Raw genomic sequence first — 23624 nt, forward strand, 5'->3', positions numbered from 1 at the left:
AGGCTAATGAACGAAATTATTTTAGGCGTTACATTATTTACAGCGGTAATTATTGCGTTAGTGCTCGTGATCTTAGTGGCGCGCAAGCAATTAGTCAGTAGTGGTGATGTAACTATCGATATTAATGGCGATGCTGATAAGGCGATCACGGTCGAAGCAGGCGGCAAACTATTAGGCGCGTTGGCCGATTCCGGTATTTTTGTCTCCTCGGCCTGTGGCGGCGGCGGCACTTGCGGTCAGTGCGTGTGCAAAGTAACTGAAGGCGGCGGCTCGATCTTGCCAACTGAAGAAAGCCATATCAACAAACGTGAAGCCGCCGAAGGCTATCGTCTATCTTGTCAGGTTGCAGTAAAACAAGATATGAAAATCGAAGTACCAGAAGAAGTCTTCGGTACTAAGAAATGGGAATGCGAAGTTATCTCTAATGAAAACAAAGCAACCTTCATTAAAGAGTTAAAACTTAAGATCCCGAATGGCGAAAGCGTACCTTTCCGCGCTGGTGGTTATATTCAGATCGAAGCTCCAGCTTACAAGTTAAAGTATTCTGAATTCGACGTTGAAGAAGAATATCATGAAGATTGGAATCGCTTTAAATTGTTTGATATAGAGTCAGAAGTCAAAGACGAAACCATTCGTGCTTACTCGATGGCTAACTATCCGTTAGAGGAAGGCATTATCATGCTTAATGTGCGCATCGCAACGCCACCGCCGCGAGACATGTCCTTGCCTGCCGGTAAAATGTCCTCTTACATTTTTAACTTAAAACCTGGTGATAAGGTCACTATTTCAGGGCCTTACGGTGAGTTTTTTGCTAAAGACACTAAAGCGGAAATGGTTTTCGTTGGTGGCGGTGCTGGTATGGCTCCTATGCGTTCGCACATTTTCGATCAGCTGCGCCGGATTAAAACCGACCGTAAAATTACCTTCTGGTACGGTGCTCGTTCTAAGCGTGAAATGTTCTATGTAGAAGATTTCGATATGCTGGCTGAAGAAAACGAGAACTTTGAATGGCACGTGGCGCTATCGGATCCGCAGCCAGAAGATAATTGGGATGGTTATACTGGTTTTATCCATAACGTGCTTCTAGAGAATTACCTTAAGGATCACCCAGCACCGGAAGATTGTGAGTTCTATATGTGTGGACCACCCATGATGAATGCCGCAGTTATTCAAATGCTAGAAGATCTAGGCGTTGAACATGAGAATATCTTGTTGGATGATTTTGGTGGCTAAACTCCATTAATAGCTATTAGTATTAATGGCTAAATCGGTTAAAATAGGCAGTCTAATCACTGCCTATTTTTTTGCCTTATGCTTTTTCTAAAAACAGTATTCCTTAAATCGTTAGCCATTGTTGGTACTGTTACTTTAATCAGCAGTTGTAGCCAAGAAACTCACTATAAAAAAATCATCGGCTCTACTATGGGCACCAACTACAGCGTTATCGCCAAGATTTCCCACCAAAATATCAATCAGATTCATCAAGAGATTGAGACAGAGCTCAACGACATTAATCAGTTGATGTCGACCTACATTAGTGATTCTGAAATTAATCGTTTTAATCAGCTACAAGATAACACTTGCTTTACGTTTTCCGACAAGACCTGGCAGGTTTTGTTAGCCTCTAAGCAGGTGTATGAAGAAACTAATGGCGCTTTTGATATTACCTTGGGGCCACTAATTTCCCGCTGGGGTTTTAACGTCGAACAATATGCAGAAAAGGTGCCAACTCCACAAGAAATTGCGCAACTGCTCACTCAAGTGGGCACCAATAAATTGTCTTACGATTTAGATCAGCAGTGTATCCAAAAAACACGCCCTGACATCACTATCAATTTATCTGCCATTGCTAAAGGCTATGGTGTGGACAGACTCGCCACGATTGTTGAGCAACACCATATTAGTGATTATTTAGTCGAAATTGGCGGTGAGGTTAAAGCTTCAGGATTGAAAAACTTTAATCAGAATTGGAAAATAGCAGTAGAAAAACCGAGCACTGCAGGACAGCGACAACAGTCTATCATCGTTAATTTATTAGATAGTTCTATAGCGACTTCCGGCGACTATCGTAATTACTTTGTGCATCAAGGTAAACGCTTTTCCCATACTATCGATCCAACCAATGGCTACCCTGTAACTCATCAGCTCACCTCAATTTCGGTGATCCACCCGAGCAATATGATGGCCGACGCTTATGCAACTGCCTTAAACGTTCTGGGTACAAAGCAGGCGTATGAGTTTGCCAAAAAGCATCAATTAGCCATTTATACCATCAGTCAAAATGGAGCAAAGGTTGAAGTTGATTCCAATCGCAGGTTTAAAGACTATATCAGTCAATAGACACTGTGTTAAAATAGCACTGTAATTTGCTAGCAACCCTATTTCGAGTGGCCCATGAGCACCTTTATTTTAGCGTTTTCCCTGTTTCTTGCTGTCATTTTAATTATGGCGGTAGGCTATATTTTCCAGAACAAAAGGATCAGTGGTAGCTGCGGCGGTTTGGATGCACTTGGAATTGAAAAGGCCTGTGATTGTGAAAAACCTTGTGCTAAAAAGCGTGCTCGTCTTAGAAATGAGCGACGCTTAAACGTGCAAATTATTGAAGACTAACTTTAGCTCTTTACCGCTGAGCTGTTGCTAACCGATGCCAACATATTGAAGCGCCTTTAGAATAGACTGACGCGAAATCATTCCAACCAGTTTACTTTTTTCGACCACCGGATACATTCGGCAGTTATCTTGTAAAAAACGCTCAGCAACCACCGCTATGCTATCATCCGGGTGACAAGTTTTAACTTCCTTGGTCATGCGATCCATCACTCTATCGCCAATTTCGCCATGATAAATAGCGCTTAAAACCGTATGCAGGCAATCTTTTTCCGACAAGTAACCCACTAAACGGTTATTTTCATCCAACACCGGGGCGCCAGTTAGCCGATACTCCATCATGGTTTGGGCGGCTTTTACCACATGAATTTCGGGAGCCAAGGTAATCATGGCAGAGGTCATGTAATCTCTTACTGCAACGGATTTGAGCATTTAAGACTCCTATTAAATCGAATGTTATTGTTGTGCATTTAGTGCTTAATTCGATAATAGCCTATTTACAAAAAAAAAGAAGTGACCAAGTTTTTTCAACACAAAAAATAAAACCCGGCAAAAGCCGGGTTTTATCATTCGAGATTAGAATCTAAATTATTTAGATTCTAAGTTCGCTTCAGCACGACGGTTAAGCGCACGGCCTTCTGCTGTAGCATTGTCAGCGATAGGACGCTCTTCACCATAACCAACACCAGTTAAGCGTGCTTTATCAATACCGAAGTTGCTGGCTAAGTAGTCTACTACTGAGTTAGCACGACGCTCTGATAAACCTTGGTTGTAGTTAGAGGAACCAACGCTGTCAGTGTGACCTTGAATTTGTGCTTCAACGTTAGGGAATTGACGTAAGAACTCAGCCACTTTAGCGATTTCTGAAACCATTTCTGGCTTGATCGCATACATGTTAGTGTCGAAGTTTAAACGCATATCAACAACAACTTTCTCCGCTTTAACTTGACAGCCTTTCTCATCAACTTTAGCGCCAGCAGGAGTGTTAGGACAAGCGTCTTGGTAATCATATACGCCATCACCATCCGAATCTACAGGACAGCCATAAGCATCAACTTTAGCGCCAGCAGGAGTACCAGGACAACGATCGTCAGCATCCATCACACCGTCACCATCAGAATCTTTTGGTGCTTGTTTTGGTTGCTCTACCTTAGCAGGCGAATCATAGTGCGTAGAACCAAAGAAATAGCCTACTCCGAAATAGAAGTGTCTGTCATCACCAAGATCTTCATCGCCATCTAAGAAGTCAACACCAGCTCTAATGAAAGCATGCTTTGAGGCAAAATGTTGGATACCTACACCCAACTTAATAAATTCGTCCTCTTCGATTTGCGAAGGAAAAAGCCAAGGGTGATCAGTAGTAACGTTATGTTTACCCATACCAAATTTCAAGAACGGGCTAGTAGTTGTATTACCTAACCAGTGAGTATCATTGTAGATAAAATCTAAACCGTAAGTTTCAATATCCGATACACCTGAACCAGGCTCAAAATTTGAAGGGAACTTATTCACATCATCTAAATAGGTATAAGTTCCTTCAATTGCCCAGTTTTTATTAAGCATCCAACCAATTGACAATCCTGTTGAATCTTGATCTTTTAAATTTCTCGCAAGATCAAACTGAGTTTGAACTAAAGAAATCATACCGTAAGCACCACTACGGTCTTTCACTTCACCTTCTTCTGCAAAACCTAACGTGCTAGCACTTAATAGGCATGCTCCTAAAATTAACTTCTTCATTTGATTTGCCCTCTCTTAATTTAGAAGTTTCCAAAAATATCAGTATTCCAAGGTGCGATTATACATGAAACAATGACTTATGTTCAAAATATGTCGCACTTTTTCAGTATTTTACATTCTAACTTATTGATTTTATGTGACCAAAGCAGCAATTTCTTGAGCTTTTCGCTTCGCAACTGCTTGATCTTGCGCTTCCACCATGACCCTAACTAGCGGCTCAGTACCCGATGCGCGAATCAAGACTCGGCCTTGTCCGGCCAACTGGTGTTCCGCCGACTTGATCGCTTCCGTTAGTTGGCTTGAATTTAACGCCCTTTGCGCGTCAGCAACACGAACATTGACCAAACTTTGCGGGAATAATGGATTTTGTTGCGCCCAAGCGTACAAATCAATCTCTTGCTCGAATAAGGTTCTAAGTACTTGCAATGCAGCAATGATGCCGTCACCAGTGGTATTATGCTCTAAGCAAATTACATGCCCCGATGACTCACCGCCCAAAGTCCAGCCGTTGGTTTTTAACGCTTCCATCACATAACGATCACCGACTTTTGCTCGTACAAACGGAATTTCTAGACTCTTAAGCCTGTTTTCAACAGCCATGTTTGTCATCAAGGTTCCAACCACACCACCTTGTAAGCGGCCTTTGCTCTGAGCTGCTTCAGCAATTAACAGAATCAATTGATCGCCGTTAATCAAATTTCCTTTGTTATCGATCATCATGACTCGATCCGCATCGCCATCCAATGCAATTCCCAGATCAGCCTGCTCAGACAACACTTTAGCTGCCAAAGCTTGGGTATCGGTAGCGCCGCACTCCTGATTAATATTCAGTCCGTTAGGTGAAACTCCCATAGCTATTATTTCCGCACCCAGTTCTTCAAAAACATGGGGTGCTATATGGTAAGCGGCACCATGGGCACAATCTACAACGATTTTTTTACCTTTTAAGGAAAAGTCATTAGGAACACTGGCTTTACAAAATTCTATATAGCGCGCGGCGGCATCGTCAATTCGATAGGCCTTGCCCAAAGATTCAGAAGACAAGGTAACTAGTTCCTGATCGAGCATGGCCTCAATTTCAAGTTCAATCTCATCGGGCAGCTTAGTTCCATCTTCAGAAAAAAACTTAATGCCGTTATCATAAAAAGGATTGTGTGAAGCGCTAATCACTATTGCCGCGTCCGCACGAAAAGTGCGCGTCAAATAAGCAACCGCCGGTGTTGGCATCGGCCCCACTAATAAGCTATTGACGCCAGCTGCCGTTAAGCCTGCTTCTAAAACCGACTCAAACATATAGCCTGAAATTCGAGTATCCTTGCCGATGATTACAGTGCCTCGCTCAGAGCCTTTTTTATTAACTAAAACTTTTCCCGCAGCCCAAGCGAGTTTTAAGACAAATTCAGGTGTGATCGGAAACTGTCCAACCGTACCGCGAATACCGTCAGTACCAAAATATTTTCTCATTATTATTCCTTGCTTAGTTTCTCTAGTAACTGTAACTAATCTTAACTTTCTATGGCTTGATAAATATCAAGCGCCTGCCGCGTTGCCAACACATCATGTACCCGCAAAATTTTTGCACCTTTTGCAACTGCTATCAAACCCGCGGCCACACTTGCCACCATCCGTTGATCAACCTCAACACCTAAAATCTGGCCAAGCATACTTTTGCGCGAAACTCCTACCAATAAAGGTAAGCCGCAACTTGTTAAACTCGGCAACTCTTTTAACAAACGACAATTGTGTTCAAGTGTTTTACCAAAGCCGATACCAGGATCGAGGCAAATCCGACTTTTCTCAATCCCAACATCAGCACAAGCTTGCACTCGCTGCTGCAAAAAGTCCATAACTTCAGTAACCAGGTTATGGTAGGTCGGTTGCTGCTGCATATCTCTTGGCTGACCTTGCATATGCATCAAACAAACCTCAACTTTTGACGCCGCCACCACCTCAAGCGCGCCCTCTGCGGTAAGCGCACGCACATCATTGATCATACTGGCGCCGGCCTCAATTGCTGCCTGCATCACTTGTGGCTTAGAAGTATCGACAGAAATTGGCTTACCAAGTTCCCTAATTGCCTCGAGCAAAGGGATCACTCGCTGCAACTCTTCGTCAACCGATACGGCTTTTGCACCCGGCCGAGTAGACTCACCACCAATATCAATCACATCAGCTCCATCGGCTATCATTTGCTGCGCATGCTGCAGGGCCTGCTCTTGGCGCTGAAACTGGCCGCCATCGGAAAACGAATCCGGCGTGGCATTTAAAATACCCATCACTAAAGGGCCATTTAGCTTAAGAATTGAAAGCATGCAGAAATCCAAAAAATTATTTAGGTCGTGACCCAAATAAAAAAAAGGCCCTGAGGACCTTTTTAGTGTTACTCATCACGCAGCTTAACCACCACCGCGGAGCCATCCTCATTATCCTCTGAAGTTTTATCTTCATGAGCCTTGGTATCCGCAGGACTAGGATCTTTGGGCGGCTCGCTTGGCCCATTGGGTTTATCATCCCAATTTTCAGGTGGCTGCGGCTCATCGCCATTCATAATCTCTTCGATCTGCTTGGCATCAATGGTTTCATATTTCATTAAGGCGGCGGACATGGCATGCAGTTTATCCAAATTATCGTTCAAGATTTTTTCCGCTCGCTTGTAATTGCGATCGATAAAATCACGAATTTCTTCATCAATCGCCCGCGCCGTGTCATCCGCAATATTTTTATGTTGGGTGACCGAACGCCCTAAGAAGACTTCGCCTTCATCTTGGGCATAAGACAGTGGTCCCAGCTTATCTGACAAGCCCCATTTGGTGACCATATTGCGAGCAATCTCAGTAGCACGCTCAATATCATTAGAAGCGCCAGTGGTGACCTGCTGGGGACCATTTAAAATTTCTTCGGCAATTCGGCCACCGAATAATGACGAAAGCTGCGATTCCAATTGTTCTTTGGACATCGAATAGCGATCTTGCTCCGGCAAATACATAGTAACGCCTAGAGCACGACCACGCGGAATGATGGAAACTTTATATACTGGATCGTGACTCGGCACTTTCAAGCCAACAATGGCATGGCCCGCTTCATGGTAAGCGGTATTGAGCTTTTCTTCTTCGGTCATCACCATCGAGCGGCGCTCCGCACCCATCATGATTTTGTCTTTGGCCTTTTCAAAATGGTCCATATTGACCGTACGTTTATTTTCACGCGCAGCAAACAACGCGGCTTCATTAACTAAATTGGCCAAATCAGCGCCAGAAAAACCGGGCGTGCCGCGGGCAATCACACCAGCTTCCACATCATCCGAAGCGGGCACTTTACGCATATGCACCTGTAAGATTTTTTCACGACCTTTAATATCCGGTAGGCCAACTACCACTTGACGGTCAAAACGACCTGGACGCAACAAGGCTGGATCGAGTACATCTGGACGGTTAGTTGCGGCGATCACAATCACCCCTTCACCACCTTCAAAGCCATCCATTTCGACTAACAATTGGTTCAAGGTTTGCTCACGCTCATCATGACCGCCACCCATACCAGCTCCACGATGACGACCCACCGCATCGATCTCATCAATAAAAATAATACACGGTGCGTGTTTTTTCGCTTGGTCGAACATATCTCGAACCCGAGAAGCACCAACGCCCACAAACATTTCCACGAAATCCGAACCGGAGATGGTAAAAAAAGGTACTTTGGCTTCGCCAGCGATGGCGCGCGCCAGTAGCGTTTTACCAGTGCCAGGTGGGCCCACCATCAAAACACCGCGCGGGATAGTACCACCGAGTTTTTGGTATTTACGCGGATCGCGTAAGAAGTCCACTAACTCACCCACTTCTTCTTTGGCTTCTTCCACACCAGCCACATCCGCAAAGGTAGTTTTAACCTGATCTTCAGATAACATCCGCGCTTTTGACTTACCAAACGATAGAGCGCCACCGCCCTTACCGCCGCCTTGCATTTGGCGCATAAAATAAATCCAAACACCAATCAATAATAAAATTGGGCCAAAACTCAGTAGTAAGGTTCCAAGGCCATTGCCTTCAGGCTTAGCCGAGCTGTAGCTAACTTTATTCTCGAGCAGGATATCGTTCAGCTTTTCCCAACCGCCGTGGGGAATTTGCGCATGTACTTTGAGATCCGCATCGCCACCGTCAATCCCAATCGCCAATTGATTATTGGGATTAATTTCAACACTGGAAAACTCTTTATTCTCAATCTTTTGTACAAATTCACTGAAAGGAATTTTACTGTCGTCCATTTGCTTTTGATTGATAGTGTCAATCACAAAAAACAAAATAATGGCCGCAACCGCCCAAAACAGAATATTTTTAACTAAATCGTTCAACTTGAACCTCTACTACTGGCGGCTCTTGGCCACCTAAAATTTAGAACCATACATTATGCCATGCAAAAATCAGAACTAAAGCTTCATTTACAAAAGCTAACAAGTTTCTTGAACCCGTTCCGATACTTTTACCTATTGTTGCTAAGAATCGTGGTCTTTGTTCATCCTTTAAAACCTTGCCCCAGCACATAAACCTCGCGCGAGCGCCCCCTGGACGCATCCGGCTTGCGGATCATGACTCGGCTAAACAGCTGCCGACATTGCCGCACATAGTCATCAAAGCCTTCGCCTTGGAACACTTTAACGACAAAAGCTCCACCTTTAGCGAGGGTGGTCTGGGCTAATTCCAGCGCTAATTCGGTTAAATACATAGCGCGCGGTATATCCACTGCATCCACACCACTCATATTGGGGGCCATATCCGATAAAACAAGGTCCGCTTTTTTATCACCAATTTTCGCAAGCAGCTGATTTAACACTGCTTCTTCACGAAAATCACCTTCAATAAACTCCACATCCGCTAAAGCATCCATGGGTAAAATATCCAGCGCGAACACTTGTCCTTTAGTGCCAATTTTAAAAGCGGCATACTGCGACCAACCACCCGGAGCAGCCCCCAGATCGACCACCGTATGCCCAGGTTTTATCAGGTTATATTTTTTATCCAACTCCTCGAGTTTATAAACGGCTCTCGAGCGATAGCCGTCTTTCTGCGATTGCTTAACGTATTGATCGTCAAAATGCTCACGCATCCAACGTTGGCTGCTTTTACTGCGCGACTTTCCCATAAAGCTTACTATTTACTAAATTACTCTCTATTGTACCTTTTTTCGGGTAAAATAACCGCCAATTCTCTTTAATAACATCTTAGTATGAGCCAACTAAAAGCTTTAACAAAAAATCAAATTAAGTTTCTTCGCGCAGAAGCCCACAGTCTCAAGCCAGTAGTTATGATCGGTAACAATGGCGTTACCGAAGCCGTCATGGAAGAACTCGATCGGGCGCTTGCTCATCATGAACTGGTTAAAGTTAAAATACGTGCCGAAGATCGCGAAGATAAAGCCGAAATCATCGAATACCTTTGTTCCCATAGCAATGCACACAAAATTCACACCATTGGTCATAACCTAGTGCTCTATCGCAAGGCAAAAGAGCCGAAGTTGGTGTTGCCTAAGAAATAAACTGTTGGGAAAGTAAACAAGGGTTATGGCATACAGCGTATTACTGGTTGAAGATCATGCAGAACTGGCCGCCACCACTGGCGAATACTTAGAAAGCTGCGGTTACATCGTAGACTATGCCATGGACGGAAAAACTGGGCTACAACTGGCGTTAGCCAATTCCTACGATGCGCTAGTGCTGGATGTGATGCTGCCAGCGATGGATGGCTTTGCCATTTGCGCTAAAGTTAGAAGTGAGTCCCAATCGGATATTCCTATCTTAATGCTAACCGCGCGCGATCAGCTCGAAGACAAGTTACAGGGCTTTGATGCTGGAGCAGATGACTATCTGGTGAAACCTTTTGACTTTGCAGAATTAGATGCTCGTTTGAACGCTATCATCAGACGCTTTAAGGGCGATCTAGAATCAAGCACGCTGAGCATTCATGATTTGCATTTCGACTTAAAAACTCTAACGGTAACCCGTAATAATCAAACCTTGAAACTTTCTCCAACTGGGCTGCATATCCTCAAACTGCTAATGCGTCGCTCTCCTGAGGTGGTATCTAAACAGGAGCTTGAAAAAGAATTATGGGGAGATTTAGTTCCCAACAGCGATGTGTTGAGAAGCCATTTATACAATTTACGAAAAGTAATCGATAAGCCTTACGAAGACAAATTACTGCAAACCCTACCGGGGTTAGGCTTGAAAATTATAGCGCCGAAAGCCGCTAGTCAAAATTCAGCGTAACCTTGGTTCCCTTGGCTAGTTCACTATCAATGGAAATCGTCCAGCCCATTCGCTCACAAATCGTTTTTACGATCGACATCCCTAAGCCGAACCCCTTAATTGGCTCATTCTCACGGTTAACCCGATAAAAAGGCTCAAAAACTTTTTCGACATTTTCTTGGCTCATACCGCGACCAGTATCCACCACTTCGATCGAACCTTCTTTAACTTTGATTAGCACTTTGCCATTTGGTGTATAGTTAATCGCATTGTTCAAAATATTACCAAAGCAACTGATAAACAACTGCTCAGGAATTTTAATTTGCAGTTTTGCCAGATGCTCAACGGATACTTGAGTGGTGGATGACTCAAACTGCATCCGCGCCTTTTCCAGTTGTTGATCGACCAATTGATTAATATCGATAGCTTCTTTTGGCGTGCTTATCTGCTGGCTGCGCGATAAAAGTAATAAGGCATCCAGCAGATATTCCATATCCAAAATCACTTTATCCATTCGGGATAAAACCAATTGGCTTTGCTCGGAAAGCTGCTGCTTCTCAAGCAAAGCTACTGAGCCTTTCATCACCGCTAACGGCGTCCGTAGCTCATGGCTGGCATATCGAGTGAAATTTTTCTCGCGTGTCACTAATGCTTGCACCTGATCGGCGTAATGATTAAAAGCACCGAGCAATGAGGCTACTTCAGCATCAGCATTCTGTTCAATTTCAGAAAAGTCCAAGCGCAGATCAGCTGAGGCAGAAACCTTAGCTTCGTCCATCTTTCGCGCTAATTTAACCACTGGCGAAATAGCGCGCTTAGATAAGATGTAACTAATCCACGCCGGTAAATAAATAATGAGCAAAACAAATGCTAAAGGCGCGATACCAAAATAAAAGGCTAATCTTGACACCTGACCTTCTTCAAATACTAAATAGAGATACTCATCATCACGTTGCGAAACATGAACCAAGGGTTCTGAATCGCCGATAAGCACACGATGATAACCTACCGTTAGCTCTTTGAAATGGTTAGGAAGTTTGTTTTTGCTATTCGATTTTTTTAGATAGCCGGTTAAATTTAATGTTTTTGGCAAAGAAAAACTTGCATCTTTTTGGTAGTGCTGCCAAAAAAATCAGCCTCACCATCGAGCGCTTGTTTGATCAGTACATTTTCAACCACTTTAGCCGCACCATAAACACTTAGCAAAGTGACTAAGCTAATGAGGAGCAACTGGATCCCCATCACTTTAAATAGTTTATAGTGAATTCCTCTACGCTTAGCTATAGTCAGTTACCTTTTTGTAAATCGATAATGGGCGACCATCCACTCATTACCTTTAGCATAGCCAAATAATTCTGCACATGCCATAAAGAATATGCGCCAGCGCTGAAACCATATATTAGCAAAGTCTTCGCCGTAGGTGCTTTCAAAGATTGGTATAATTCGGTCTTTATTCTGATCCATATTTTCAAGCCAAGCATTCGATGTTTTTTCGTAATGGCTTCCACTTAACAGCCAGCGCTTATCGAGCTGTAATTCGTGCTGAAACAACAAAAAGGTATCTGCCGCTGGCATTTGACCACCACTAAAAAAATAGCGTCCCATCCAATTATCATCGCCCTCTTCTTGGTAGGGATACATAAGATAACGATGGCAAAAAATATGTAAAAACACTTTGCCATCAACGTTTAGCCAACCACTGAGTTTATGAAATAATTCTTGATAGTTCCTAACATGCTCGAACATCTCTATCGATACAATTCGATCATATTTCTTGTCGCTCTCAAAATCATTAATATCTGTGGTTAAAATCTGAATATTTTCCAACTGATTTTCGTCAGCCTGTTGCTGTATAAATTTACGCTGAGAGTGGGAGTTGGAAATTGCGGTGATGCGACTATTAGGATATCTTTCAGCTAAAAACAAGGTCAAAGATCCCCAGCCACAACCCAGCTCCAGTATCTCTTGCCCATCATAAAATTGTCCGCGCTCGCAATACAGGTTGAGCATGGCAAGCTCTGCTTGGGATAAGTCATCACAGCTATGTGACCAGTAAGCACTGCTGTATTTTAGTTTATCTCCCAACGCATACTGGAAGAACTCTGTAGGCAATTCGTAGTGTTGCTGATTGGCTTTATCCGTTTCTATGGCAATTTTACTTTGCTTCAGCTGCTGCCAAAACTCATGATATTGCTCAGATTGCATTTCGCAATCGTTTGCGTATTGTTCTTCGAGTCGTTGGCGGCACAGTTTTTTGATGCCAGAGCGTATTAATTGATCCGGAATAAGCCCTTTCTCAATTAATTTTATTGCTTGCCCAATCATAATCACTCCTCATTTACGGTTTGGTTTGCCAGGGAAAAAAGCATTAGTACGCTCCTGATAGTCTCGATAAGCCTGCCCTTTACTGCGAATATTTTGTTGCTCGTTAAATGGAATCCCGGTCACCTTCCACAAAAATAGAAACATCCATAGCGGGAAGCTAGCTATAAACCACCAACTAGTCGTTGCCAACGCATTCGAGTGCCAAGCTAGTAGAGGATAGCTGCACCAATGTAGCCACTCAAAAAAGTAATTAGGATGTCTAGAATAACGCCATAGGCCATGATCGCATACCTTAGCCTGACGCTTATGATTCTTTTTGAAATTCAACAACTGCTTATCCGCAATGCTCACCCCAACAAAGCTGACTAGAATCAAACCAATAGCCAGTATGTCTAAAAGTGTCAGCGTTTCTTTTTGCTGGCTAATAATCAGTGCGGGCAAACTACAGAACCAAGCGAGTAGAGCTTGCAATAGGAAAAATAATAAAAACTTAACTTGTACGGTTGTTGAAGATGATTGTTGTTGCCAATACTTTCTCAAATAAGCATAGCGACCATCTTCATGATGAGTACTAAACCTGTTGATTAAATGTAATGCTAAACGTGAATACCAGGCAACGGGAGCCAGGCATAAGGCGACAAGTGTAATGTGATCCAGACTTTGATTATTCCACGCTCTAACAATATAGTAGAATCCCAACATTGCTAAGGCTAGCGACCATGCTATATCCACCGGGTCAGCATTTTTATAAACAAGTTGGAATAGCCAAGCGACTAATTGAATTAGCGCAACCACAACCAGCAAGTTCAGACTCGAGACAATCAGTTCAAGCATAGCGACCATGCTTATCTGTTAATTGCCGATCAGCGGCTTTCGGTTTTAACTGCAAGCAGATCAGCAGCGCCAAAAACCATGCAACGACCAGCAATAGTAGCGTAATGGGCTTATTGGTAATAGCTAGAGCACCTATCCGCTCTGCTGCAAGATAAGACAATGGGCCACCAATAGCACCGAAAACCAGTGCTAGTTTAGGCTTACGATAAATCCATGCCATAGAGTGATTAAGGGTAAGAGCAAAAGTAACCCACAAGATAAGAATCCAATTAGGAGCCGTATTGAACCAACTAATGTGACTTTGATACTGTATCAACCCTGTCAGTGACCAAATCGAATCCAAAACAAAGCCCAAAGGTAACAGCACCAATATATTCAGACAGTCCATTTTTACACGGTTGGTTGGCCATAACTGCCAAACTAGCAGTATCAAAAATAATCCATAGGCATAATACAGATTCTGGTTAGTCGCGCCAAAAGCACACGCCAGCCATATAGCTTGGAACAGGACAAAATTAATGGCAGGCTTTACTGCGTCAAACCTAACCATTGCTTTCTCATATTTTTGGGCTTGGCAAACAATAGGTGAGTATCGCTTATGGCCTTTTCAAGAAAACCACCTTCACAATAACACAGATAAAATTCCCACATCCGAATGAAACTTTCGTTAAAACCAAGTTCTCTTACAGCATCAATATTCTGTAAGAATCGAATACGCCAATCACGCAAGGTTTTAGCATAACTTTCGCCAAAATCTTCTAGATTAATTAGACGTAACTGGCTGTTTTTTGCAGCAGAATGGGTAATCGCTGATACACAAGGAATAAAACTACCGGGGAAAATATAGCGCTTAATAAAATCAACCGACTTTAAAGCCTTTTCATAACGAACATCTTCAATGGTGATGGCCTGTATCAGCGCTAGGCCATCCTCTTTTAATAGATCATTGCACTGCGTTATATATGTGTTTAAATAGTGGTGTCCTACCGCCTCAATCATTTCTATAGACACCAGCTTGTCGTATTGCCCCCGCAAATTTCGGTAGTCTTGTTTTAATACCGTAATTTTTTGAGACAAGCCTTCCGCTTTAACTCGCTGCTTGGCATATTGGTACTGTTGCTCTGAAATGGTAGTGGTAGTTATTTTGCAGCCATAATGTTTTGCCGCATAAATAGCAAACCCACCCCAACCAGTACCAATTTCTATTACTTCATCACAAGCTTGCAAATCAAGCTTCTCACAAATGGTTTTTAACTTAAGTTCCGATGCTTGCTGTAAATTTGCACAACTGGGGGTGTATATCGCTGAGGAGTACATCAGATAATCATCTAAAAATAGCTCAAAAAAATCATTGCCTAAATCGTAATGTGCAGCAATATTTTTTCGGCTTCCAGCCACATTGTTTTTATTGAATAGGTGCCACAGTTTTAAGATTTGATTTTTTAGCCAAGCCGTTCCTGATTCCATATCATCTAACAAGTTTCGGTTTCGCACAAACAAACGAATTAAGTCCGTGAGACTATCCACTTTCCATTCTTGCTTCATATAGGATTCAGCAACACCAATGCTACCCTGCAAAGCTACTTGCTGGTAAAAATCTAAAGTATCTACCCGAATATTAACCTGAATATCAGAAGATTGGTTTCCACATTCAATTACTCCAAGAGGATCACTAACAACTAAGCGTCCATCGTTAATCTTAGATAAATGCTGCAGAACTTTTCTACGGATCCATAATTTACTACGACTAGCACCTACGCTGGCTTTCAACTTATTTGATGCGGTAGAAGCATCATCCATCGTTATTCTCCTGATTTTCAAGTTTATGCTTTACATCGCTATATTTTGGATGACTAACAAACGGTACTCTTTTCAACCACAGCTTCGCCGCCTGCCAATATATGCCATAAATCATTTTCAAGGGCTGCAAAGGACTACCGAGTATCACCTTACGAATATTACTCGACGTTAAGGGTAAGAAATTCGCTGTGAAGGTAGCGTCAAAAATTTTATTTTGATTGTTTTGCTGTTTCACCACCATATGGATCCTGAGCTCCTCACCAACAAAGTGAAAACTCCACTGATAATCCATATCCATATTGATAAAAGGCGAAATGTGAAATGCTTTCTGAAAATTGAAACGATGATTTTTAAGGTCTTCCTGACATTCTAGAACGTAAGCATGCCTTTCTCCCCAAGGCGTGTTGGTAATTTCGGCCACGATATACTTCATCTTGTTTTTATCTACACAAAAATAGAAACAGACGGAATTAAAATTAAAACCTAAATACCTTAGGTGTGATAAAAGGAATACTTTACCGAAAAAATCTTTGCCCGTTTCTTTCTTTATGGTTTTGATAATCGATGCTTTGTTACTTAATCCACCCTGTTGGTGAAAATCCTTTTCTCGAAAAGAGACCAGATTCCAACGCTCTAAAGACCAAAGCTTACTGCTATCAAATTGCTCATCCAGCCGATCCAAGTCTAATAACGACCAATACATTCGATAATCAAAACTATGCTCTTTAGGTCGATAGCGGTGATGGCGAATAGTGCCGACATAGAACCCTGACTCAAGCATTAAAAGACTCCGAGTCATAACAATTAATATCTTTTAACAATGCCTTTGCCGCTTCTATCCCACTGAGCGCGCCATCTTCATGAAAACCCCATCCCCAATAAGCACCACAATAATAGCTATGTTGCCCACCTTGTATTAAATGCTTTTGCTTCTGTGCTTCGATAGCTGCTTGATTGTAAATAGGATGATGGTAAATAATTTCTTTTAGTATTTTCCCTTTATTCACTTTATCTTGCATATTTAAGCTAACAATTATCGGAGTCTGAGTGTTAAGCGATTGCAGTAGATTCATATAGTAGCTTACTCGACAGGCTTTACTTGTGCGCTCATCGTTGAGCATGTTCCAACTCGCCCAAGCCTTTTTATTCTTAGGTAAGACCTTAGTATCGGTATGCAGCTGCATGGTATTTTCTTGATAACCGATATTACCCAGTAGCCACTTTTCATCATGAGTTGGATCAGCGATCATTTTCAAAGTCTGATCGCTATGGCTCGCAAAAATAACCTTATCAAAATCATAAGCATCTGAATTAGTAATAATTCTGACCCCAGCATGATGCCTTTCTACTGAGCTAATAGCTGAATTTAATTTCAGCTTGATTGAGATACTCTCAAGAATTGAGTTCAAGTAGGTTTCTGAGCCTCCTTGAATAGTCTTCCACACTGGGCGGTTAAAGGCTTGCAGCATTCTATGGTTATTCATAAAAGCGACCAAATAACTCGCTGGAAACTGCATTATAGCTGAGCTATCGCCAGACCAAAGTGCGCTGGCCATTGGTATTAGGTGTTCATCAATGAAATATTGACTGTAGCGCTTCTTTTTTAGATATTCACCTAAATTTATTTGCATATCAGAGTCTAATAACTCCTTAGCCTCTCGATAAAAACGAAAAATATCCCAAATCATTCGGTAGAACTTGGGGCTAATCAAATTCTTTCTCTGACAAAAAAGTTGATCCAACGAACTTGCATTATATTCAAGTCCATTCATGCGATTAGTTACCGCAAAGCTCATATCGCTATCCTGATAAGCCACTTGATACTTTTTTAGCAAAGTAAAGAAGGTCGGATAGTTTTCCGGATTAAACACAATGAACCCTGTGTCTACCTTCAAAGTTTTATCATCAACGAAAATAGTTTGAGTGTCTGCGTGACCGCCCACCTTTTCGTTCTTTTCAAAAATCGTCACATCGCAGTGTTGATAGAGCTTTTCTGCCGCAGCGATACCGGATATACCGCTGCCAATAATTGCCACCTTCATGAGCTCATGGCCTTATTTATCTGCTCTGCATTAGGAGCTTTTAGATCATGAACTAGCCCGAAAGTTTTTAACAAGTAAAGACCATAATAGCTCAGATCTAATTCCCACCAGTAAACCCCCTGCTTAGCAGAATAAGGAAAGCGATGATGATTATTATGCCAACCCTCTCCTAGGGTCAGGATTGCCAATAGCCAATTGTTGCGACTATTATCATTGGTATCAAAACGCTTAGTTCCCCAGCGATGCGCCACGGAATTTATAGAAAAAGTAATATGTGCCAACACTACAGTGCTAATAAAATAACCCCATATTAGAATTTGCCATTTGCTCGCGCCCAACTGCGGGAAATAGACTTCGACGATAATACCCACCGAAAAAATCAAAGCCGCGAAAAGAATCGGCGGTATTATGTCGTACCGATCAAGCCAGACTAATTCTCTATACCGCGCTAAATCTTTAACCCGCTCAAGATTGGTTGGAAAATTCTTTTTATTTAAAAACCAGAACATATGACTCTTCCAAAAACCTTGTGCAGGACTGTGTAGATCCGCATCTTTGTCTGAGTGAATATGATGATGGCGATGATGCGCAGCCCACCATAAAGGCCCTCGCTGAGTCGCGGTGGTACCAATAAAGGCAAAAATAAATTGAGTTACACGGCCCACTCGAAAAGTTTTATGAGAAAAATACCGGTGATAAAAAGCAGTAATCGCAAACATTCTGATTAAATAACTGATTGCGAAAATGATCACAGCTATACTGCTTACTCCTACCCAAATTACGGACAGGCAAGCTAAATGTAGAAAAATAAAAGGGATTACCCTAGGCCAGTCGATGCCATCCATAGCCTCCTGCCCACCTTTGGTAACGACCAATGAATTGTCAAACCATTTTTTCATACAGCAATTCTTTTGTTTTTTGTTATCTTATTGATATTATTGTGAAAATGCTGTGAATAATTGTTCACAATATTTTGACAAGTTGTGTTTTAGGCTATCTTATTGTCAACTCATTTATACTAGTATGCGTTTTTTCGCCAGCCTATTAATGATGATTGTTGTGGCAGGTTGCACAACAAAAGGGGAGCAAGCTATGTTCAACGATCGTGTCGATGACTTTCTAAGCCAGCTTAAGATGACTGAAGCCACCCAGGATTCTGATGCGATACAATCCAAGTTTGAAATGGTGTTCAAGGATTTTAAAAAGGGCGTCTCGGAATCGAATATTCGAAGCCTCTATGCAGATACATTTTATTTTAATGATACCTTTAAAACCATTACTGACATTGACCAGCTAGTAGCTTATATGACCGAAACTGCTGAGCAGGTTGAAACCACTAAAGTAGAGATTATTGACGTTGCTAAAGGTAAAAGTGACTACTATTTACGCTGGGTAATGCACATGAAATTTAAAGCTAAGGGCAGGCAAGTAGACTCTCGTTCCATAGGCATGACCCAAATTAGACTCAACGCGGAAGGTAAAATAATCTTACATCAAGATTATTGGGATGGAGTAGAAGGCTTTTACCAACACCTACCCTATATCGGTTATTTTGTGCGTAAAGTCAGAGATTCATTATAATGAAATTCATGAAATTACTGCTAATCACATCCTTAAGCCTATCTTCCTTGGCGGTTTTAGCTAAACCAATTAGCGAAGATTTAAACCCTAAGCTGCCGCAAACTGTAGTCAAATCGGAGCAGACCTACCACCGCTGCTCTCAAGTAAGGATAACCAAAGCATTATTCTTCAAAATTGTCGACGTAGCGCTCTACCTAGAAGACTGCAGAAATTTCCAAGGTATCTTTAGCCAGCGAGCCAAGGTTTTGCGTTTTTCTTACCTAAGAAAAGTTACTGGCGAACAATTTTCTGAAGGTGCTAATGAGTACCTGCAAAAGAACTTATCTACTGAGCAATATGAACGCTGCATACCCCACTACAGCAAGCTCAACAACGCTTATCAGGATGTAAAAAAAGGCGATACCTACGAGCTATTGATGGCTCCAGATAAAACCACCGTTACGCTAAACAAAATACCAATAGGCCTTATTACTGATGATAGCTGTGGCGAACTATATTTAAACGTTTGGTTTGGAAAAGAGAGCATGGACTCAGGCTTTCAAGAGCTGCTTGAAAAAGCACACAAGAAAGCAAGCGAGAAACCAAAAGATTATGCCAACACTCTTAACGCTTCTTTGCGCGCCTCTGGGTAATCAATAATTGGTTGAGGATAACCGCAGGACTGCCGTTGCTCCGCATTCGGACAATGAATCTCTTTGGGACTCAGCTCAGCAAGAGAAGGTAGAAACCTCTTAATAAACAACCCTTCTTGGTCAAACTTCTTGGATTGAGTGATCGGATTCATAATCCGAAAGTAAGGCGCGGCATCAGCACCCGTTGAGGCACACCACTGCCAACCACCATTATTGGAAGCAAAGTCACCGTCAATCAGCTGCTGCATAAAGTATTTCTCTCCCCAACGCCAGTCGACTAAGCACAGTTTGGTCAAAAACATGGCACTTAACATTCGCAACCGATTGTGCATCCAGCCTGTTTTCTTGAGTTGCAACATAGCAGCGTCGATAAGAGGAAATCCTGTTTTAGCGTTTTTCCATGCCTCAAACCGCTGCACAGCAATTTCACCATAAATCCAATTTTCAGGTTTGTTTTTGAAAGGCTTATGCTTACTAAGGGTACTACAGTTGTCGATTAATATTTGCCGGTAAAACTCGCGCCATATTAACTCAGAAAGCCAAACATGGCTTAGCATATCGTCTTCTGAAAAATCGCCATGCTGGATATTTTTTTTCATCAGTTTAGCGATGCACTGTTTTACTGAAATGGCACCAACTGCCAAATAAGGAGATAAGCCACTAGTGCCATTTATCGACGGAAAGTCTCGATGATTGCCATAAGATGGGATTTTTTTCTCAAATGAGTCAAGTCGTTCTAAAGCTTCTAAATCACCTGCTGGCCACAAATCATTTCGATGCTTATCCATCAATGCTATGTCGTTTTGCTTGACGCTGCTTAAATCAAATTTTTGAGTCTGCGGCCCTCTAGCAAGGCTTAGCCCTTGCATCAAAAATTGTTTTATCCAAGCTTTCTTGTAGGGAGTGAAAACGCGATAAGACTGTCCTTGTAACGTTTTCAACTGTGAGGGCTCTAGCGCTAAATCACCATCATAGTGCTGAATTGAGACTTTATTCTTGAGTAATTCACAAACTTCATCATCTCGTTGTTTTTCATTCAAAGGATATTCACGATTAAAGTGAAGCGCTGCTATCGAGTGTTGTTCGACTAACTTTTCAATAACCCCAGCAACAGACTTAAAATCATCTGTCTCACGATAGATCAGTGGAATATTAAGCTGATTCAATTGGCTTTTTAACTGCTGTAAGCAGGCTAAGCGAAAGCTTTGCTTTGCCACAGATTCATCATGTGCCTGATGTTGTTTCGCCGTTTCAATATACAAACACACCACAAGCCCCTGTTTCGAAGCTTGCTCTAAAGCAGGATTATCATTAATCCGTAAATCCTGCCGCAACCAGACTAGTTGTAATGGCCTCATCTATAAATAATTCCTTAAGCCTAACTCTATTGGGTGAGGATTCAGGTATGCCTGATTATTAATATAATCACTGCCAAACTGCTTCATATAATGATTTAACAAAGTGATCGGTACTATCAAAGTCACAATGCCTTTACGGTATTGCTCAATAACATTAATCACCTCTTGCTTTGCTTCAGTACTTAGATCTTTTTTCAAATAGCCAAAAATATGATACAAGGTATTGGTATGATTCTTTGATGAAGCCACTTTTTTTAAACTCGTCATCAATAGCATTTCATAATCCGCTATTACTTTAGGCAAACTCTTTGAGCCATCGTTCGCCACCAGCTGTCCTAATTCTTTATAGGCCTTGTAGCTATGCGCCATGATTAGATATTTATAGCGGCTGTGAAAATCAATTAATACTTTAATACTTGGACTTTTTAGAACACTGTTTTGCCATTCATTGTAGGCAAAAACTCGATTAATAAAATTTTCACGAAGTTTAGGATCTTGCAAACGCCCCTCTTCTTCTATCGGCAACTCAGGTCTTAATCTCATTAATTCACCAGTGTAGATCCCGCTTGATGAAATATTCGAAGGATTGCCGTTTTCATGGTACACCTTCACTCGCTCCATGCCACAACTGGGTGAATTTCGTATCACGATATAGCCACTGACATCACGAATTTTAGGTAGTATTGCTTTGGCATAGCCACTTAACTCCTGAGTGAAATCCACACTAGGATCATCTACCATTTTCACCGTTATTTTATCACCTTGATTAACCAGACGTATTGGCGGTCTTGGCGTCGGCATACCAACCCCCATCTCGGGGCAGATAGGCAAGTATTCAAACCAATCACTCATCACATCAAGGCAATATTTTGAACGCTTATGCCCACCGTCATAACGAACCTGATTGCCAGCCAAACAGGAGCTGATTGCTATATTAATCTTTTTCATGATTCCTATTTTGAGAAGTTGGCGTGAAGCTTTCGTGAAAAATTCACGCTTTCGTGACTTATCTTTCACAGTCTAAATGACATTTTATCTTCAGACAATTTAAAGGAGGTCATTATGTCTATTAAAAAACTATTACTCTTATTTACTTCAATGCTCTTATTCGTTGGCTGCGATGACGACGATGATTCTTTCGCGTTGATCCCACCAACTCCGAAAACCACCATACAAGTTGTTCATGCCTCTCAAGATTCGCCATTGGTCAATGTTCAAGTCAATGCTAGCACTGCCATTAGCGAATTAGACTTTGCAAAAGCATCCGAACGCATCGAGCTTGATGCCGCGACTTACAGTATACAGGTTGATGGCTTAACGCCGTCTGGGCCAGTGGCTGTGATTGGTCCGGTTGACTTAGATCTAGCAGCTAATCAGCTATATACCGTAGTAGCGCTCGATGAAACTGCCAACATTGAGCCTATTATCTTAACCCAAAGCGAAGCAGCGCCCGCAGCAGGACAGTTTACGTTACAGGTTCTACATGCCGCTTCGAATGCACCTACCGTAGATATCTACCTTACCGCTCCTGGAGAAGATATTAGTAGCTTGGTACCAACGGTCACTTTAGCTTTTAAAGATTCTTTGTCGCCAACGGATATCGCTGCTGGTGATTACCAAATTCGGATCACAGCAACTGGCGCAAAAGATGTGGTTTATGACAGCGGCGCCTTAACACTTACCGAAGGTGCTTTGTTGAATCTTGTGGCAGTGACCAATACCGGTCCTGGCACTAGCCCAGTTAATTTGCTAGCCCTTTCGGCAGACGGCGCAGCAACTCTGTACGATGCAGCTAAGGCAACGGACTTAAGGGTGTTCCATTTGTCACCGGACGCGCCAGCGGTAGACGTCGTTGCTAACGACGATTTTGCAAACCCATTACTGACAAATGTGGCTTTCCCTGAATTTTCTGACTACTTAACCCTCGCTGCCGACGACTATAACGTCAAAGTTGTGCCCACTGGAGCGAGCACCCCTGCCGTGATTGATGCGGATGTTAGCCTAACAACTGGTATTAGCTATTCAGTCTTGGCCGTCAATACCTTAGCCAATATCGAACCATTAATATTGGAAGATAACCGTAGAAGCATATCAACCGAATCACAGCTCCGTATTATTCACGGTTCTCCGTCTGCTGGATTAGTTGATCTCTACTTGGTTCCGCCTGCCACTGATATCAGTATGGTCGATCCAAATTTTAGTGGCGTTGATTTTAAACAAGATACAGGCTATTTATCGCTGGCAGCAGGTGACTATGATGTGATTGTTACCGCTCAAGGCAGTAAAACACCGGCTATAGGTCCTGCCGCTATCACTCTCGAGAACAATAACATCTACACGGTTATTGCTCGTGATAATGTTGGCGGAGGGGTACCGCTTGGCGTTGTTTTAGCCGATGATTTTGCAAACTAAATTGGAACTGCAAATAAAAAGTCATAACACAAAAAGGCCTCGATTGAGGCCTTTT

At 42.3% G+C, this 23624-nt stretch carries 24 protein-coding genes; 8 read left to right on the top strand and 16 right to left on the bottom strand.

The features are described 5' to 3' along the window. Positions 1–6: 6 nt before the first annotated feature. The 3 genes from nqrF (at position 7) to nqrM (ending at position 2610) form a co-directional block, all read left to right on the top strand. Positions 7–1233 (top strand): NADH:ubiquinone reductase (Na(+)-transporting) subunit F, encoded by a 1227-nt coding sequence (gene nqrF / locus NFS34_RS02915; protein ID WP_251358385.1) that lies wholly within the window; start codon positions 7–9, stop codon positions 1231–1233. A 78-nt stretch (positions 1234–1311) separates the two neighbouring features. Beyond that, a complete protein-coding gene (locus NFS34_RS02920; RefSeq protein ID WP_251358386.1) occupies positions 1312–2340 on the top strand; it encodes an FAD:protein FMN transferase in 1029 nt (342 codons plus the stop codon). Positions 2341–2394: 54 nt separating this feature from the next. After that, a complete protein-coding gene (nqrM, locus tag NFS34_RS02925; protein ID WP_251358387.1) occupies positions 2395–2610 on the top strand; it encodes a (Na+)-NQR maturation NqrM in 216 nt (71 codons plus the stop codon). A 27-nt stretch (positions 2611–2637) separates the two neighbouring features. Here the strand turns inward: nqrM and NFS34_RS02930 are convergent, their stop codons facing one another. The 6 genes from NFS34_RS02930 to rlmE all read right to left on the bottom strand — a co-directional run bounded on the left by NFS34_RS02930 (position 2638) and on the right by rlmE (position 9483). Further along, positions 2638–3039, bottom strand: coding sequence for a CBS domain-containing protein (locus NFS34_RS02930; RefSeq protein ID WP_251358388.1), 402 nt, complete (start codon positions 3037–3039; stop codon positions 2638–2640). 156 nt (positions 3040–3195) lie between these two features. Beyond that, positions 3196–4347, bottom strand: a complete 1152-nt coding sequence (locus tag NFS34_RS02935; RefSeq protein WP_251358389.1) for an OmpA family protein — start codon at positions 4345–4347, stop codon at positions 3196–3198. Positions 4348–4479: 132 nt separating this feature from the next. Next, complete coding sequence (glmM, locus tag NFS34_RS02940) at positions 4480–5814, bottom strand: phosphoglucosamine mutase (protein WP_376707957.1); 1335 nt, start codon at positions 5812–5814, stop codon at positions 4480–4482. Between the two features lie 38 nt (positions 5815–5852). Beyond that, on the bottom strand, positions 5853–6659 hold the full coding sequence (gene folP, locus NFS34_RS02945; RefSeq protein ID WP_251358391.1) for a dihydropteroate synthase: 807 nt from the start codon (positions 6657–6659) through the stop codon (positions 5853–5855). 68 nt (positions 6660–6727) lie between these two features. Then, on the bottom strand, positions 6728–8695 hold the full coding sequence (ftsH, locus tag NFS34_RS02950; RefSeq protein WP_251358392.1) for an ATP-dependent zinc metalloprotease FtsH: 1968 nt from the start codon (positions 8693–8695) through the stop codon (positions 6728–6730). A 161-nt stretch (positions 8696–8856) separates the two neighbouring features. After that, the gene (gene rlmE / locus NFS34_RS02955) at positions 8857–9483 is read right to left on the bottom strand and encodes a 23S rRNA (uridine(2552)-2'-O)-methyltransferase RlmE (RefSeq protein WP_251358393.1); all 627 of its coding nucleotides are present in this window, start codon (positions 9481–9483) and stop codon (positions 8857–8859) included. Positions 9484–9567: 84 nt separating this feature from the next. Between rlmE and yhbY the strand changes: the two genes are divergently transcribed. Together yhbY and NFS34_RS02965 are read left to right on the top strand one after the other, a co-directional pair. Beyond that, complete coding sequence (gene yhbY / locus NFS34_RS02960; RefSeq protein WP_251358394.1) at positions 9568–9876, top strand: ribosome assembly RNA-binding protein YhbY; 309 nt, start codon at positions 9568–9570, stop codon at positions 9874–9876. A 25-nt stretch (positions 9877–9901) separates the two neighbouring features. Beyond that, positions 9902–10606, top strand: coding sequence for a response regulator transcription factor (locus NFS34_RS02965; RefSeq protein ID WP_251358395.1), 705 nt, complete (start codon positions 9902–9904; stop codon positions 10604–10606). Here NFS34_RS02965 and NFS34_RS02970 read toward each other — a convergent pair. The 8 genes from NFS34_RS02970 to NFS34_RS03005 all read right to left on the bottom strand — a co-directional run bounded on the left by NFS34_RS02970 (position 10587) and on the right by NFS34_RS03005 (position 18485). Continuing rightward, entirely contained in the window at positions 10587–11678 is a 1092-nt protein-coding gene (locus tag NFS34_RS02970) for a HAMP domain-containing sensor histidine kinase (RefSeq protein WP_251358396.1), read from the bottom strand. The genes NFS34_RS02965 and NFS34_RS02970 overlap by 20 nt on opposite strands. A 197-nt stretch (positions 11679–11875) precedes the next feature. Continuing rightward, positions 11876–12910 carry a cyclopropane-fatty-acyl-phospholipid synthase family protein gene (locus NFS34_RS02975; protein WP_251358397.1) on the bottom strand — a complete coding sequence of 345 codons (1035 nt, stop codon included), beginning with the start codon at positions 12908–12910 and terminating at the stop codon, positions 11876–11878. 9 nt (positions 12911–12919) lie between these two features. Continuing rightward, a complete protein-coding gene (locus NFS34_RS02980; protein ID WP_251358398.1) occupies positions 12920–13744 on the bottom strand; it encodes a DUF1295 domain-containing protein in 825 nt (274 codons plus the stop codon). Further along, positions 13737–14294 (bottom strand): DUF2878 domain-containing protein, encoded by a 558-nt coding sequence (locus NFS34_RS02985; protein WP_251358399.1) that lies wholly within the window; start codon positions 14292–14294, stop codon positions 13737–13739. Before NFS34_RS02985 ends, NFS34_RS02980 begins: the two co-directional genes overlap by 8 nt. Next, complete coding sequence (locus tag NFS34_RS02990; protein ID WP_251358400.1) at positions 14273–15544, bottom strand: cyclopropane-fatty-acyl-phospholipid synthase family protein; 1272 nt, start codon at positions 15542–15544, stop codon at positions 14273–14275. The genes NFS34_RS02985 and NFS34_RS02990 overlap by 22 nt, the downstream gene beginning before the upstream one ends. Then, entirely contained in the window at positions 15537–16325 is a 789-nt protein-coding gene (locus tag NFS34_RS02995; protein WP_251358401.1) for a DUF1365 domain-containing protein, read from the bottom strand. Before NFS34_RS02995 ends, NFS34_RS02990 begins: the two co-directional genes overlap by 8 nt. Beyond that, a complete protein-coding gene (locus tag NFS34_RS03000) occupies positions 16318–17586 on the bottom strand; it encodes an NAD(P)/FAD-dependent oxidoreductase (RefSeq protein WP_251358402.1) in 1269 nt (422 codons plus the stop codon). Before NFS34_RS03000 ends, NFS34_RS02995 begins: the two co-directional genes overlap by 8 nt. Continuing rightward, the gene (locus NFS34_RS03005; protein ID WP_251358403.1) at positions 17583–18485 is read right to left on the bottom strand and encodes an acyl-CoA desaturase; all 903 of its coding nucleotides are present in this window, start codon (positions 18483–18485) and stop codon (positions 17583–17585) included. The genes NFS34_RS03000 and NFS34_RS03005 overlap by 4 nt, the downstream gene beginning before the upstream one ends. 193 nt (positions 18486–18678) lie before the next feature. Between NFS34_RS03005 and NFS34_RS03010 the strand changes: the two genes are divergently transcribed. Further along, positions 18679–19167 (top strand): nuclear transport factor 2 family protein, encoded by a 489-nt coding sequence (locus tag NFS34_RS03010; RefSeq protein ID WP_251358404.1) that lies wholly within the window; start codon positions 18679–18681, stop codon positions 19165–19167. Then, positions 19167–19799 (top strand): chalcone isomerase family protein, encoded by a 633-nt coding sequence (locus NFS34_RS03015; protein ID WP_251358405.1) that lies wholly within the window; start codon positions 19167–19169, stop codon positions 19797–19799. Before NFS34_RS03010 ends, NFS34_RS03015 begins: the two co-directional genes overlap by 1 nt. Here NFS34_RS03015 and NFS34_RS03020 read toward each other — a convergent pair. Together NFS34_RS03020 and NFS34_RS03025 are read right to left on the bottom strand one after the other, a co-directional pair. Continuing rightward, positions 19757–21157, bottom strand: coding sequence for a deoxyribodipyrimidine photo-lyase (locus NFS34_RS03020; RefSeq protein ID WP_251358406.1), 1401 nt, complete (start codon positions 21155–21157; stop codon positions 19757–19759). The two genes, NFS34_RS03015 and NFS34_RS03020, sit on opposite strands and share 43 nt — an antisense overlap. Then, complete coding sequence (locus NFS34_RS03025) at positions 21158–22105, bottom strand: DUF1722 domain-containing protein (protein ID WP_251358407.1); 948 nt, start codon at positions 22103–22105, stop codon at positions 21158–21160. A 114-nt stretch (positions 22106–22219) separates the two neighbouring features. On the opposite strand from NFS34_RS03025, the gene NFS34_RS03030 reads away from it, so the two are divergent. Further along, positions 22220–23569: a DUF4397 domain-containing protein gene (locus NFS34_RS03030; protein WP_251358408.1), complete on the top strand. Its 1350-nt coding sequence runs from the start codon at positions 22220–22222 to the stop codon at positions 23567–23569. The last annotated feature ends 55 nt before the right edge of the window (positions 23570–23624 follow it).

Source organism: Kangiella sp. TOML190 (assembly GCF_023706045.1).
In the GTDB taxonomy this organism is placed as follows: Bacteria; Pseudomonadota; Gammaproteobacteria; order Enterobacterales; family Kangiellaceae; genus Kangiella.